Origin of the sequence: Halomonas terrestris (assembly GCF_049166755.1) — a bacterium.
In the GTDB taxonomy this organism is placed as follows: domain Bacteria; phylum Pseudomonadota; class Gammaproteobacteria; order Pseudomonadales; family Halomonadaceae; genus Halomonas.
Window position 1 is genome coordinate 166082 of sequence record NZ_JBMHFZ010000006.1, and the last position, 14163, is coordinate 180244.

The 14163-nt window shown below is 67.4% G+C and carries 13 protein-coding genes, 2 tRNA genes and 1 pseudogene; 12 read left to right on the plus strand and 4 right to left on the minus strand.

All coding sequences use genetic code 11. The annotated features are described in order from the left end of the window. Nucleotides 1–117: 117 nt before the first annotated feature. The 3 genes from glpK to ACOMD9_RS08375 all read left to right on the plus strand — a co-directional run bounded on the left by glpK (nt 118) and on the right by ACOMD9_RS08375 (nt 1879). Nucleotides 118–1605, plus strand: a complete 1488-nt coding sequence (gene glpK / locus ACOMD9_RS08365) for a glycerol kinase GlpK (protein WP_421413656.1) — start codon at nt 118–120, stop codon at nt 1603–1605. Between the two features lie 88 nt (nt 1606–1693). Beyond that, a tRNA-Val gene (locus ACOMD9_RS08370) sits at nt 1694–1770 on the plus strand. A gap of 32 nt (nt 1771–1802) precedes the next feature. Further along, a tRNA-Val gene (locus ACOMD9_RS08375) sits at nt 1803–1879 on the plus strand. 42 nt (nt 1880–1921) lie between these two features. Here ACOMD9_RS08375 and ACOMD9_RS08380 read toward each other — a convergent pair. The 4 genes from ACOMD9_RS08380 to ACOMD9_RS08395 all read right to left on the minus strand — a co-directional run bounded on the left by ACOMD9_RS08380 (nt 1922) and on the right by ACOMD9_RS08395 (nt 5352). Continuing rightward, the gene (locus ACOMD9_RS08380; protein ID WP_421413659.1) at nt 1922–2380 is read right to left on the minus strand and encodes a GAF domain-containing protein; all 459 of its coding nucleotides are present in this window, start codon (nt 2378–2380) and stop codon (nt 1922–1924) included. Between the two features lie 268 nt (nt 2381–2648). Next, nucleotides 2649–3461, minus strand: coding sequence for a MetQ/NlpA family ABC transporter substrate-binding protein (locus tag ACOMD9_RS08385; RefSeq protein WP_421413661.1), 813 nt, complete (start codon nt 3459–3461; stop codon nt 2649–2651). Between the two features lie 192 nt (nt 3462–3653). Next, nucleotides 3654–4307: a methionine ABC transporter permease gene (locus ACOMD9_RS08390; RefSeq protein ID WP_421413663.1), complete on the minus strand. Its 654-nt coding sequence runs from the start codon at nt 4305–4307 to the stop codon at nt 3654–3656. Then, complete coding sequence (locus tag ACOMD9_RS08395) at nt 4288–5352, minus strand: methionine ABC transporter ATP-binding protein (protein WP_421413666.1); 1065 nt, start codon at nt 5350–5352, stop codon at nt 4288–4290. The genes ACOMD9_RS08390 and ACOMD9_RS08395 overlap by 20 nt, the downstream gene beginning before the upstream one ends. Nucleotides 5353–5766: 414 nt before the next feature. Here ACOMD9_RS08395 and ACOMD9_RS08400 point away from each other — a divergent pair, with 414 nt between their 5' ends. The 9 genes and pseudogenes from ACOMD9_RS08400 (at nt 5767) to ACOMD9_RS08440 (ending at nt 14113) form a co-directional block, all read left to right on the plus strand. Then, entirely contained in the window at nt 5767–6396 is a 630-nt protein-coding gene (locus tag ACOMD9_RS08400) for a riboflavin synthase subunit alpha (protein WP_421413668.1), read from the plus strand. A 217-nt stretch (nt 6397–6613) separates the two neighbouring features. Continuing rightward, nucleotides 6614–7918: an NCS2 family permease gene (locus ACOMD9_RS08405; RefSeq protein ID WP_421413671.1), complete on the plus strand. Its 1305-nt coding sequence runs from the start codon at nt 6614–6616 to the stop codon at nt 7916–7918. 36 nt (nt 7919–7954) lie between these two features. After that, on the plus strand, nt 7955–8500 hold the full coding sequence (locus tag ACOMD9_RS08410) for an adenine phosphoribosyltransferase (RefSeq protein WP_421413673.1): 546 nt from the start codon (nt 7955–7957) through the stop codon (nt 8498–8500). 8 nt (nt 8501–8508) lie between these two features. Further along, nucleotides 8509–8988 (plus strand): xanthine phosphoribosyltransferase, encoded by a 480-nt coding sequence (gpt, locus tag ACOMD9_RS08415; protein WP_421413675.1) that lies wholly within the window; start codon nt 8509–8511, stop codon nt 8986–8988. A gap of 2 nt (nt 8989–8990) precedes the next feature. After that, nucleotides 8991–9674, plus strand: coding sequence for a uracil-DNA glycosylase (gene ung / locus ACOMD9_RS08420; RefSeq protein ID WP_421413676.1), 684 nt, complete (start codon nt 8991–8993; stop codon nt 9672–9674). 120 nt (nt 9675–9794) lie between these two features. Continuing rightward, nucleotides 9795–10424, plus strand: a complete 630-nt coding sequence (upp, locus tag ACOMD9_RS08425) for a uracil phosphoribosyltransferase (protein WP_421413678.1) — start codon at nt 9795–9797, stop codon at nt 10422–10424. Between the two features lie 281 nt (nt 10425–10705). Further along, nucleotides 10706–10897 (plus strand): annotated as a pseudogene (locus ACOMD9_RS08430) (ATP-binding cassette domain-containing protein); the annotation flags it as partial. A 253-nt stretch (nt 10898–11150) separates the two neighbouring features. Further along, complete coding sequence (locus tag ACOMD9_RS08435) at nt 11151–12794, plus strand: glycerol-3-phosphate dehydrogenase/oxidase (protein ID WP_421413679.1); 1644 nt, start codon at nt 11151–11153, stop codon at nt 12792–12794. Nucleotides 12795–12868: 74 nt separating this feature from the next. Beyond that, nucleotides 12869–14113: a uracil-xanthine permease family protein gene (locus tag ACOMD9_RS08440; RefSeq protein ID WP_421413680.1), complete on the plus strand. Its 1245-nt coding sequence runs from the start codon at nt 12869–12871 to the stop codon at nt 14111–14113. Nucleotides 14114–14163 lie beyond the last annotated feature (50 nt).

Consider the following 14163-nt stretch of genomic DNA (forward strand, 5'->3'; position numbering starts at 1 on the left):
TCCGGGCGGGTGGAGCAGGGCGACGCCGGGGGGTATGCGCCGAAAGTCGTAAAGCATTACGAACACACTGCAGTACTCTTGGTGATCACAAACGAACATCCAACAACAGGACCCACCATGGCCGACTTCCTGCTTGCCATCGACCAGGGCACCACCAGCTCCCGCGCCATCCTCTTCGATCGCGAAGGCCACAACCGAGCCATGGCCCAGCGCGAGTTCGACCAGCACTTTCCCGCCGACGGCTGGGTCGAGCACGACCCCGAGGCGATCTGGGAGTCGGTGCTCGCCACCTGCCGCGAGGTGATCGAGCAGGCCGGGGTACGGCTCGAGGAGATCGCCGGCATCGGCATCACCAACCAGCGCGAGACCACGCTGCTGTGGGACAGGGCGACCGGCGAGCCGCTTCACAATGCCATCGTCTGGCAGGACAGGCGCACCGCGGATGCCTGCCAGCAGCTGCGCGAGGCGGGCCATGCCGCGGCGGTGCAGGCGAGCACCGGGCTGCTCATCGATCCCTACTTCTCGGCCACCAAGCTGGCCTGGCTGCTGGAGCATGTCGAGGGTGCCCGGGAGCGGGCCGAACGGGGTGAACTGGCCTTCGGTACCGTGGACAGCTTCCTGATCTGGCGGCTCACCGGCGGTCGGGTGCACGCCACCGATGCCACCAATGCCTCGCGCACGGCGCTGTTCGACATCCACGCGCAGCGCTGGGACCCGGCGCTGCTCGAGCTGTTCGGCATCCCCGAGAGCCTGCTGCCCGAGGTGAAGGACTCGAGCGACGATTACGGTGTCGCCGAGTCACGCTGGCTGGGCGGCGAGTTGCCCATCGCCGGGGTGGCCGGTGACCAGCAGGCGGCGCTGTTCGGCCAGGCCTGCTTCGCGCCGGGCATGGGCAAGAGCACCTATGGCACCGGCTGCTTCATGATCGTCAATACCGGCGAGGTCGCCGAGACCTCCCGTAACCGGCTGCTGACCACCGTGGCCTATCGGCTCGACGGCAAGCCGACCTACGCCATGGAGGGCAGCATCTTCGTGGCCGGCGCCACGGTGCAGTGGCTGCGCGACGGCCTCCAGCTGTTCAGCGATGCCGCCGACACCGAGGCCCTGGCCCGCCAGACCCGCAGCGGTCACAGCGTCTACCTGGTGCCGGCCTTCACCGGCCTGGGGGCGCCGCACTGGGATCCGAAGGCCCGCGGCGCCATCCTCGGCCTGACTCGCGACACCGGCATCGCCGAGATCGTCGCCGCCGGCCTGCAGGCGGTCTGCTACCAGACCCGTGACCTGCAGGTTTGCATGAACGACGACATGGCGGCCGCGCCCGGCACCCTGCGGGTGGACGGCGGCATGGTCAGCAACAACTGGGTGATGCAGTTCCTCTCCGACATGCTCGGGGTTCAGGTCGACCGCCCCACGGTGCTGGAGACCACCGCCCTGGGGGCCGCCTACCTGGCCGGGCTGCGCCTCGGCTGGTACCGTGACCTCGACGAGATCGCCGGGCTCTGGCAGTGTGAGCGCAGTTTCGTGCCGAAGATGGAGGAGAGCGAGCGCGAACGCCTCTACCGGGGCTGGCAGGAGGCGGTGGAGCGGGTGAAAAGCGATCGCTGAGGGCTTGCAAATGCCAGTGGTTTCGGTAATATACGCATCCGTTGCCACGGCGCTTAACGCGTCGCCAGACCGGCAGAATGCCCGATGCAGGACCATAGCTCAGTTGGTTAGAGCGCCACGTTGACATCGTGGAGGTCGGCGGTTCAAATCCGCCTGGTCCTACCATTCTCCGGCTCGATTCACGGCAACAGCGTGACAGGACCATAGCTCAGTTGGTTAGAGCGCCACGTTGACATCGTGGAGGTCAGCGGTTCAAATCCGCTTGGTCCTACCAGCTTCCCGAAACGCCCCCGCAGCCCGGCTGCGGGGGCGTTTCTCATTGCAGATCCGTGCGCTCGACGAAGACCGCCACCAGGGCCTCGATACCGGCCTGGTCGGCGGCCGTGAAGCGACCCTTGACCGGGCTGTCCAGGTCCAGCACGCCCCACAGGCGGTCACCGGCGACGATGGGTACCACCAGCTCCGCCGCCGACGCCGCATCGCAGGCGATATGGTCGGCCACGGCGTGGACGTCCGCGATGCGCCGGGTCTGCCGCGTTCGCGCCGCGGCGCCGCACACGCCCTTGCCGAAGGGGATGGGGTGGCAGGCCGGCTTGCCCTGGAAGGGGCCGAGGCAGAGCGTCTCGGGCTCGCGATGCAGGTAGAAGCCCGCCCAGTTCAGCTCGGGGATCTCCTGCATGAGGAAGGCGCTGGCCTGGGCGCTGTTGGTCAGCCAGTCGCGGGTGTCGAGCAGGGCCTCGAGCTGGCGGGCGAGCAGAGGGTAGTCCGGTGTCATGGTGGCTCCTGGAATGAACAGACTTGGCATGATCGCCCGACATTACCTTGTGGGAGCTCGGGTTCCCCGAGCGAATGGCGCCGGAGGCGCCCAGGTAAAGCAGCTTGCGTAAGCGTATGCCGCCTGGGAGCCCTTCGGTCTCCATTCGCCGGGCAAAGCCCAGCTCCCACAGTAAGTCTTCGGCCTCGACTTGTGTTCACAACAGTTGGCGAAGCGCCAAATGCAAGGGGCCGACGCTATGGCCGGCCCAGCTTTACTCGAGAAGAGCTCACTCCCAGCCGGGGATCGCTGATCCCTTGAACAGCTCCTCCGCCTTGGCGGCGACCTCGTCGCTCTGGTAGGCCTGTACCAGCTGGCGGATCGCCTCGCGTTCCTCGTCGCCACCGCGCACCACGATCAGGTTGACGTAGGGCGACTCCGGCCCCTCCTTGATCAGGGCATCGTCCAGGCTCAGGCCGGCGGGCTGGGCGAAGGTGTTGTTGATGAAGGCCATGTCCACGTCGGGCAGCACGCGTGGCAGCTGGGCCGCCTCGATCTCGCGGAAGCGGAAGTCCCGGGGGTTCCCGGTCACGTCGATCGGCGTGGCTTCCAGGTTGGTCGGGTCGTCGAGTTCGATCAGGCCCTCGTTGTGCATCAGGATCAGGGCCCGGCCCTCGTTGGAGGGGTCGTTGGGCAGGGCGATGATGGCGCGCTCGGGCAGGTCGTCGATGCTCTCCCACTTCTCGGAGTAGGCGCCGATGGGGTAGACGAAGCTGCGCCCGGCGATGGCGAAATCGTAGCCGCGGTCCTCCACCATGCTCTGCATGTAGGGCTCGTGCTGGTAGGCGTTGGCATCCAGGCTGCCGTCGGCCAGCGCCGCGTTGGGCGAGACGTAATCGGTGAATTCGACGATCTCCACCTCGAGGTCGAACGTCTCCCTGGCGATACCGGCGGCGACTTCCATCACCTCGGTCTCGGGGCCGGCCACGGTGCCGACCTTGATGGTGCGGGAATCGCCGGCGTCATCGCCGCCGCAGCCGGCCAGCAGGGTGGCGCCGGCCAGGGTGGCGATGCCGATCAGGCGGGTCAGGGTCACTTGCATGTCGTCATTCTCCTTTGCGTGCCAAATGGCTGCGCGGGCGAATCGCTGCGTTGCGCGGTGCTCGGAATCCTCATGTAGCAGGCTACACTCCGGTTCCTGCGCTCCGTGCGCCTTGCGCTTCATCCCGCTCGCCTATTTGGCTTGTTCAGCGGTTCCTTGGGTGGCGTCCGCGGTTATTCTGCCTTGATGAAGTTACTTGTGGTCGGTACGCCGCACCAGGCGGTCGCCGAGCATCTGGAAGCCCTGCACCATCACCACCAGGATCACCACCGTGATCAGCATCACGGTGGGGTCGAAGCGGTTGTAGCCGTAGCGGATGCCCAGGTCGCCCAGGCCGCCGCCGCCGACGGCCCCGGCCATGGCCGAATAGCTGATCAGGGTCACCACGGTGATGGTCAGGCCGGTGATGATGCCGCCCCTGGCCTCGGGCAGCAGGACCTTGACGATGATCTGGCCGGGCGTGGCGCCCATGGACTGGGCGGCCTCCACCAGGCCGGGCGGCACCTCGTTCAGGGCGCCTTCCACCAGGCGTGCCACGAAGGGGATGGCGGCGATGGTCAATGGCACGATGGCGGCGTTGGTGCCGATGGAGGTGCCGACGATCATTCGCGTGAAGGGGATGATCGCCACCATCAGGATGATGAAGGGCACCGAACGGCCGACGTTGGTCACGGCGCCGAGCACCTGGCTGGCGAGGGGATGGGCGAGCACCTGTCCCGGGCGGGTGACGTAGAGCAGCACGCCCAGGGGAACGCCGAGCAGTGCCGAGATCAGGCCCGAGACGCCCACCATGTAGAGGGTGTCCAGGGTGGCCTTGATGATGAGGTCAATCATCGCGCTGGACATGGCCGAGCACCTCCACGTGAAGATCATGGGTTTCGAGATAGTCGACGGCCCGGGCGGTCTCGCCGCTGGTGCCGATGAGTTCGGCGATCATCAGCCCCAGGGTGCGCTCCTGGATCGACTCCACCTTGGCCTGCAGGATGCTGACATCGACACCGCACTCCCGGGCCAGCCGGGAGATCAGCGGCGTCGAGACGGCATCCCCCGAGAAGGCCAGGCGAACGACCGGATGGGTGTGCTCGCCGGGAGCGGCCTCGAGCCGCTCGATCAGCGCCCGGGGCGGCTCGAGTTGCAGGAAGTCGTTGAGGAACTCGCGCCCCAGCCGGGTACGCGGGGCGGTGAAGAAGTCGCCGACGTCGGCTTCCTCGACCAGCTCGCCGTCGGAGATCAGGCTGACCCGGTGGCAGATCGACTTGACCACCTCCATCTCGTGGGTGATCAGCAGGATGGTCAGGCCCAGCTTCCGGTTGATGTCGCGCAGCAATGCCAGGATCGAGCCGGTGGTCTGGGGGTCCAGTGCCGAGGTCGCCTCGTCGCACAGCAGTACCCGCGGGCGGCTGGCCAGTGCCCGGGCGATGGCCACGCGTTGCTTCTGGCCGCCGGAGAGCCGGGCGGGGTACTGGTCGGCCTTGTCGGCCAGGCCCACCAGCTCCAGCAGCGGGGCGACCCGTTCGCGGATCGCGGCACGCTTCATGCCCATCAGCTCCAGCGGCAGCGCGACGTTGTCGAAGACGCAGCGATTGGTCAGCAGGTTGAAGTGCTGGAAGATCATCCCGATGCGGTGGCGCGCCTGGTTGAGGGCCCCGCCGGAGAGGCCGGTGAGCTCCTGGCCGTCGACGAACACGCTGCCGGCGGTGGGGCGCTCGAGCAGGTTGACGCAGCGGATCAGCGTCGACTTGCCGGCCCCGGAGAGGCCGATGACGCCGTGGATCTGTCCCTGGGGAACGTGCAGGTCGACGTTCTTCAGGGCCTCGATGACCCCGGGGGGCGCGCCGTCGCGGCTCCCTTTCAGGTGGTAGGTCTTGGAAACGTTGTGCAGTCGGATCATGGAGGCCTCCGCAGGGGGAGGGCGCCCCGGCGGCGCGGGCCATGCAGCGATGGCCAAAAAAAAGGCCACCCTGGCGGGTGGCCATCAACGCTGGACACACCCTTTTAGCTGCACTTCACGTCGCGGACACCTCGGGGAGGCACCCGCGACGCTGGCGCCCGCAATCCGGGTACAAATCGGCGCCATCAAAATGTGCGCGAAGGCTACGACCAAAGACGCAGGGTGTCAAGCATCGTGGTGGTTACATCGATAACCATGCGGCACTCATGGAGGATCGTTCTGCACGATTGGCATATCCCTGGTGGAATCTCCATGTGATGGTCGGGTGCCAGTCTGGCGTCGCGTGGACGGCGGGGCACCGGATTCCCTACACTGTCGCGCTCTGCGGTATTCCACGGTCGATGAGGGGCGTCAATGTTTACAGGCATCGTGCAGGGCACGGCGGAAGTGGTGGCCATCGAGGAGGCCGAGGCCTTCCGTACCCATGTGGTGGTACTGCCCGGGCCCCTGGGGCAGGGGCTCGAGATCGGGGCCTCGGTGGCGCACAACGGGGTCTGCCTGACGGTGACGGCCATCGAGGGTGAGCGGGTCAGCTTCGACCTGATGCGCGAGACGCTCAGGGTGACCAACCTCGGTGCACTCGAGGTGGGCGATCGCGTCAATATCGAGCGGGCGGCCCGTTTCGGCGACGAGATCGGTGGTCATGCCATGTCCGGCCATGTCATGGCCATGGCCGAACTGGTGGAACTCGACGAGGCACCCAACAACCGGCGTCTCTGGTTCGAGCTTCCCCACGGCCTGGGGCGCTTCCTGTTCGACAAGGGCTACATCGGGGTGGATGGCATCAGCCTGACCATCGGCGAGGCGCGGCCCGCCACGGCCGACCACGGCCCGCGCTTCTGCGTCAACCTGATCCCCGAGACCCTGGCGCGCACCACCCTGGTGGACCGGGTCCCGGGCGATGCGGTCAACATCGAGATCGATCCCCAGACCCAGGCCATCGTCGAGACCGTGGAGCGCGTGCTGGCGGCGCGGGGGGTGTGAGCCGGGCATCGAGTTGACCGTTCCGTCAAGTCTGCGTTGGCTGAGCGGGTGGCGGCTGGCCCGGAGGTTGCTTATACAGGGGGCGGTAAAGGAATCGGCCAACCCGTGGCCGTCTCGCATCCCCGGGGAGCTTTGGGTACCATGGGCGGCTTTTCTCGCCGCCTCTCCCGCCCCCAGGACCATCGCACCCTACGCACGCGCGCAAGGAATCATCCCCATGCTGAAACGCCTGATCGACGACCACTTCAAGCTCGCCGAACACGATACCAACGTGAAGACCGAGGTCATTGCCGGGATCACCACCTTCCTGACCATGGCCTACATCATCTTCGTCAACCCCAGCATCCTCTCCGAGGCGGGCATGGACTATGGCGCGGTCTTCGTCGCCACCTGCCTCGCCGCGGCCGTCGGCTGCCTGATCATGGGGCTGTGGGCCAACTACCCGATCGCCCAGGCGCCGGGCATGGGGCTCAATGCCTTCTTCACCTACGGCGTGGTGCTGGGCATGGGCTACACCTGGGAGGCGGCGCTCGGCGCGGTGTTCTTCTCCGGTTTCTGCTTCTTCCTGCTCAGCGTGTTCAGGGTCCGCGAATGGATCATCAACTCCATTCCGCTCTCCCTGCGGCTGGGGATCGCCGCCGGTATCGGCCTTTTCCTGGCGATGATCGCGCTGAAGAATGCCGGTATCGTGGTCGCCAATCCGGCCACCTACGTCTCCCTGGGCGATCTCTCCCAGCCGGCCGCCATCTATGCGCTGCTGGGCTTCTTCGTCATCACCGCGCTCGCCTACCTGAAGGTCACCGGGGCGGTGATGATCGGCATCCTCGGCATCACCGTGCTGGCGATGCTCCTGGGCCACAACGAGTATGGCGGGCTGATGTCCATGCCGCCCTCCATCGCGCCGACCTTCATGGCGCTGGACCTGTGGGGCGCGCTGGACATCGCCATGCTCAGCGTGATCTTCGCCTTCCTGTTCGTCGACCTCTTCGACACCTCCGGCACCCTGGTGGGGGTGGCCCACCGTGGCGGCCTGCTCGACAAGGACGGCAAGCTGCCGCGCATCGGTCGCGCCATGATGGCCGACAGCGGCGCCTCCATGGCCGGTGCGGTGCTGGGCACCTCCACCACCACCAGCTACATTGAATCCACCGCAGGCATCGCCTCGGGGGGGCGCACCGGCCTGACCGCCGTGGTGGTCGCCGTCCTGTTCCTGGTCAGCCTGTTCTTCGCGCCGCTGGCGGGCTCCATCCCGGCCTACGCCACCGCCGGCGCACTGCTCTACGTGGCGGTGCTGATGGCCGGCAGCCTGGCCCACGCCAACTGGGAGGATCCCACCGACGCCGCCCCGGTGCTGATCGCCGCCCTGGCCATGCCGCTGACCTTCTCCATCGCCGAGGGCATCGCCCTGGGCTTCATCAGCTACGCTGCGATCAAGGCGCTCTCCGGCCGCTTCAAGGACCTCAATCCGGCGGTGATCGTGCTGGCGCTGCTGTTTGCCACCAAGTTCCTGTTCCTCGACTGATCCACCGATTGCAACCTCTCACCGAGACTCGTATTGATGAGCATCTACGGCGACTACATCAAGTCCGTGATCCGCACCGTCCCCGACTGGCCGCAGCCGGGGGTCAACTTCCGCGACATCACGCCGCTGCTGCAGAACAGCGCGGCCTTCCGCAAGCTGATCGACAGCTTCGTGCACCGCTACCAGGAGATGGATCTCGATGCCATCGCCGCCATCGATGCCCGCGGCTTCATCGTCGGGGCGCCGCTGGCCTACGAACTGGGCTGCAGCTTCGTGCCGGTGCGCAAGAAGGGCAAGCTGCCGTTCCGGACCATCAGCGAGACCTACACCCTGGAATACGGCGAGGCGGAGGTGGAGCTGCACTCCGACGCCTTCAAGCAGGGCGATCGCATCCTGATCGTCGACGACCTCGTCGCCACCGGCGGCACCATGCTGGCGGCCGCCAAGCTGATCTCCCGCAGCGGCGGGCAGGTGGTGGAGACCGCCACCATCGTCGATCTGCCGGATCTCGGCGGTTCCGAGCGCATCCGCGAGGCCGGCTATGGCGTCTTCGCGGTCTGTTCCTTCACCGAGGAGGAGTGAGGTCGGCCATGAGCACCCATCGCTACCACCACCATTTCACCGTCTCCTGGGATCAGCTGCACCGTGACGTCCGTGAACTCTGCCACCGGCTGATCGAGCGTGACTTCAAGGGCATCGTCGCCATCACCCGGGGCGGGTTGATTCCCGCCGCCCTGATCGCTCGCGAGCTCAACGTGCGCCTGATCGACACCGTGTGCATCAGCAGCTACGACCACATGGAGCAGGGCGGTCTCGACGTGTTGAAGGGGGTCGACCACGACGGCGAGGGCTGGCTGCTGGTGGATGACCTGGTGGATACCGGCAAGACGGCGCGCAAGGTGCGCGAGATGCTGCCCAGGGCGCACTTCGTCACCGTCTATGCCAAGCCGGAGGGGCGCCCGCTGGTGGACCAGTACCTCACCGAGGTGGCCCAGGACTGCTGGATCCAGTTCCCCTGGGACATGGGGGTGGCCTATGTCGAGCCGCTGGCCGACCAGGTGAAGCGCTGACCATGGGGTGTCCGCTTCCCGACAGCTGGCAGCGCTGGCTGGGGCCCGAGTTCGAGCTGCCCTACATGCAGGCGCTGCGTGACTTCCTGGCCGCCGAGAAGGCCGCCAGGAAGGTGATCTACCCGCACTCCGCGGACTGGTTTCGCGCCTTCGAGCTCACGCCCCTGGACGCGGTCAAGGTGGTGATCCTCGGCCAGGATCCCTACCACGGGCCGAACCAGGCCCACGGCCTCTGCTTCTCGGTGCGCGAGGGCGTGCGGGTGCCCCCTTCGCTGGTCAACATCTACAAGGAGCTGGCCGACGACGTGGGCTTCCGGCCGGTCGACCATGGCAACCTGGAAGCCTGGGCGCGGCAGGGCGTGCTGCTGCTCAACACCTCGCTCACGGTGGAGCAGGGCAATGCCGGCTCCCACCGTGGCCGTGGCTGGGAGACCTTCACCGATCGGGCCATCGCCACGGTCAACGAGCACGCCGAGCCGTCGGTATTCCTGCTGTGGGGCAGCCCGGCGCGCAAGAAGCGGGCGCTGGTGGACACCTCCCGCCACCTGGTGCTGGAGTCGCCGCACCCCTCGCCGCTCTCGGCCCATCGCGGCTTCTTCGGCAATCACCACTTCTCCCGGGCCAACGCCTTCCTGATCGAACAGGGCCGCACGCCCATCGACTGGCAGTTGCCCGAGGTGCCCTGAGTCGCCTACAACTCGCGGCGGGATGCGGGTAGAATGGCCGGCAATTTGTCGGCCCGGTCCATGCGACCAAGGTCGGCCCTGTCTCCCGCCGCCCGTTCCCAACAGTGAAGAGGTCCGCCCATGAGCGTCCACGCCATCCAACATCCGCTGGTCCAGCACAAGGTGGGATTGATGCGCGAGGCCGGCATCAGCACCAAGAGCTTTCGCGAGCTGGCCGGGGAGCTGGCCAAGCTGCTCACCTACGAGGCGACCCAGGACCTGGAGCTGCAGACCCAGGAGATCGACGGCTGGAGCGGCAACAAGATCCCGGTCAGGCTGCTCAAGGGCAAGAAGGTCACCATCGTGCCGATCCTGCGGGCGGGCCTCGGCATGCTCGACGGCGTCACCGACCTGATCCCCAGCGCGCGGATCAGCGTGGTGGGGCTCTATCGTGACGAGGAGACCCTCGAGCCGGTGCCCTACTTCGCCAAGTTCGCGAACGACCTGGACGAACGCCTGGCCATCGTCATCGATCCGATGCTGGCCACCGGCGGCACCATGGTCGCGACCCTGGACATGCTGCGCGAGCGCGGCTGCCAGCACATGAAGGTGATCGTGCTGGTGGCCGCGCCCGAGGGCATCAAGCGGGTGCAGGACGCCTACCCGGACATCGAGATCTACACCGCCGCGGTGGACGACCACCTCGACGAGAACGGCTATATCGTCCCGGGGCTGGGCGATGCCGGGGACAAGATCTTCGGCACCCGCTGAGCCTCGCCCGACCCCGGCACCACTCGCGGGCCCGTGTTCGTACTCGAACACGGGCCCGTCTTCGTTTCGTTCCTCGCCTCACCGCCCTCTCGCGTCGCCTAAAGTATAATTTCCGAAAAATTACCGTTACAACAGAGGCTTGACGGATTAATGGCCGCCTCGCGGCCACCGGTCTCGAATTTTCGTTAAACAACATGGATGTCAAGAAAGCGCGCCTGATCTATGGTGTTCGGACGTCGACATGATCGTCGCCATACAAAAACGAACAACCGAGACTCGCCATGTCATTGATCCTGGAAAATATCGATCTGACGGTCGGTGGCGCCACTCACGTTGCGGATGTGAACCTCGAGCTGGAGCCCGGCTCCTTCAACGTCCTGCTGGGCCGCACCCTGGCCGGCAAGACGACCCTGATGCGGCTCATGGCCGGGCTCGACACGCCCACCCGTGGCCGCGTGCTGATGAACGGCCAGGCTCGACGACGAGATGCCCCAGGGCACCACCGTGCCCTACGACGAGATGATGGAGGCATGGATGGCGGCGGGCACACGCTGACAGGCGACTGACCGGCGGGCGCAAGTCGCCCGCCATCATCCCGTGTATTCACGGGACCAGCACAGGTGTGACCGGTTGCCCGAACGGGACCCAGGCCCCGCTCGGTCGTGCCGAGCGGGGCCCTTTTTTTCGAGAAGGGTTTTCAGGAAGGGCTTTCAGGAAGGGCAAGAGATGCAACTCAGACACAACAACCTGGACAAGCTGTCGCGGCGCCACTTCGACGTCCTGGTGGTCGGCGGTGGCATCAACGGGGCCTCCGCGGCGGCCGCGCTGAGCGGCAAGGGGGTTCGGGTGGCGCTGATCGACAAGGGCGACTTCGCCGGCAGCACCAGCATGCACTCCTCCAACCTGGTATGGGGCGGCATCAAGTACATGGAGAGCGGCGACTTCGCCCTGGTGCGCAAGCTCTGCCGCAGTCGCAACCACTTGATCAGGAGCTACCCCTCGTCGGTGCAGGAGATCCGCTTTCTCACCACCATCAACCGGGGTTTCCGCCATCACCCCCTGGTGCCCTGGGCGGGCACCTGGCTCTACTGGCTGATGGGCAACGCCTTCACCCGGCGGCCCCACTACCTGAGGCCGGCGGCCCTGCACGCCCGGGAGCCGATCATCGACGTCGCCACGGCGGCGGGGGGCTTCGAGTACTCGGACGCCTACCTCCACGACAACGATGCCCGCTTCGTCTTCAACTTCGTGCGCGCGGGCCTGGACTTCGGCACCGTGGCGGCCAACTACGTCGAGTCCCTGGCGTCGCGGCGCGAGGAGGACGCCTGGATCACCCGGGCCCGCGACGCGATGACCGGCGACACCTTCGAGATCCGCTCGCGGGTGCTGATCAATGCCGCCGGCCCCTGGGTCGACCAGCTCAACCAGCGTTCCGGGCAGCGCACCGAGCACCACCATGTCTTCTCCAAGGGGATCCACCTGATCGTGCCGCGGCTCACCGACAGCCGCCGGGTGCTGGCCTTCTTCGCCGACGACGGGCGGCTCTTCTTCGTGATCCCCATGGGGCCGCGCACCTGCATCGGCACCACCGACACCCGGGTGGCGTCGCCCGAGGTCGAGGCCACGGCGGAGGATGTCCGTTTCGTGCTCGACAACATCAACAAGCGCCTGGCACTCGCCAGGCCGCTGGACGAGGGCGACATCATCGCCACGCGCTGCGGGGTCCGGCCGCTGGCCGTGAAGCCCAGCGGCGGCGGCGAGCGGGACTTCCTCAACCTGTCGCGCAAGCACGCCATCGACCTCGACCGCGGGCGCGCCCACCTCAGCATCTTCGGCGGCAAGCTCACCGACTGCCTCAACGTGGGCGAGGAGGTGGTCGAGGCGGTGCGCGGCCTGGGCATCGAGGTCCCGTATCCGCGGCAGCGCTGGTACGGCGAGCCGGACGCCTCGGTACGCGAGGCCTTCCTGCACCAGGCGCGGCTGATGGAACTCGACGCGATGACCGCCGAGCACGCCTCCGAGCCGCTCAGCCAGCGGCTGTGGCGTCGCTACGGCGCCCATGCCTTCGAGATGCTCGAGGCGATCCGCCAGGACGAGCGCCAGGCCGAGGTGCTGATCGAGGGCACCGAGTACCTGCGGGTGGAGCTGGAGCAGGCCCGGCGCCGGGAGATGGTCACCCGCCTGGAGGACTTCCTGCGCCGGCGCTCGAAGGTCTCGCTGGTGGTGTCGGAAGCGAGCATCCGCCGCTCGCCCGGCCTGCGCGAGGCCTGCGACATCCTGTTCGGCGACCAGGCCCGGCAGCGGCTGGAGGAGTACCTGCAGGGGGCGTCGCCCGAGCCGCGTGAGAAGCGGGTGGAAGAGGGCGGGTGAGGGCCCATCGTCCGGCCGGGCGCGGGCTGCTAGAATGCCGCGCGATTCCCTCACCCTGACTCCCTGGAGCCCCCATGACTGACACCTCGGCGGTCGCCCGACCCGCGGCCGAGTCGCCCCTCAGGACCCTGCTCACCGGGGCCCAGATGCTCTTCGTGGCCTTCGGCGCCCTGGTGCTGGTGCCGCTGCTCACCGGCCTCGATCCCAGCGTGGCGCTGTTCACCGCCGGCGTCGGTACGCTGATCTTCCACGGCGTGACCCGGGTGACGGTGCCGGTGTTCCTGGCCTCGTCGTTCGCCTTCATCGCACCGATCCAGGGCTCGGTGGCCAGCTTCGGCGTCTCCGCCACCCTGGGTGGCCTGCTGGCCGCCGGCCTGGTCTACGTGGCGATCTCCCAGGCGGTGCGCCTCAAGGGCACCGTCTGGCTGCATCGCCTGCTGCCGCCGGTGGTGGTGGGGCCGGTGATCATGGTGATCGGCCTGGCGCTGGCGCCGGTGGCGGTGAGCATGGCCACCGGCGAGACCAGCGACCATATCGGCTACGGCCCGGCGATCTTCCTTTCCATGGCCAGCCTGCTGGTCACGCTGGTGCTGGCGGTGTTCGGTCGCGGCCTGCTGCGCCTGATTCCGATCATGGGCGGCATCGCCACCGGGTACCTGCTGGCATTGCTGATGGGGCTCGTGGACTTCTCCCCGGTGGACGAGGCGGCCTGGCTGTCGCTGCCGGCCTTCACCGCCCCGAGCTTCCACTGGGCGGCGATCCTGTTCATGATCCCGGTGGCCATCGCCCCGGCGGTGGAGCATATCGGCGACATGGTCGCCATCGGCTCGGTGACGCGCAGGAACTACCTGGAGAAGCCCGGCCTGCATCGCACCCTGCTGGGGGACGGCCTCGCCACCTCGGCCGCGGCGCTGTTCGGTGGCCCGCCCAACACCACCTACTCCGAGGTCACCGGGGCGGTGACCCTGACCCGCGCCTTCAACCCGAAGATCATGGTGGTGGCGGCCTGCATCGCCATCGGGCTGGCCTTCGTCGCCAAGCTCGGCGCGCTGCTGCAGACCATCCCCGGCCCGGTGATGGGCGGCATCATGACCCTGCTGTTCGGCTCCATCGCCGTGGTGGGCATGAACACCCTGGTGCGCGCCGGCCACTCGCTGACCGCGCCGCGCAACCTGGTGGTGATCTCGCTGATCCTGGTGTTCGGCATCGGCGGCATGCAGTTCGGCAACGGCCAGTTCACCCTGCAGGGGGTCAGCCTGGCCGCCCTGGTGGGCATCGTGCTCAACTGGGTGCTGCCGGGGGCCGAGGAGGACGAATAGCCTCTCCCGAGCGGCGAGCAGTGAGCTCCCTGTGGGAGCCGCGCTATGCG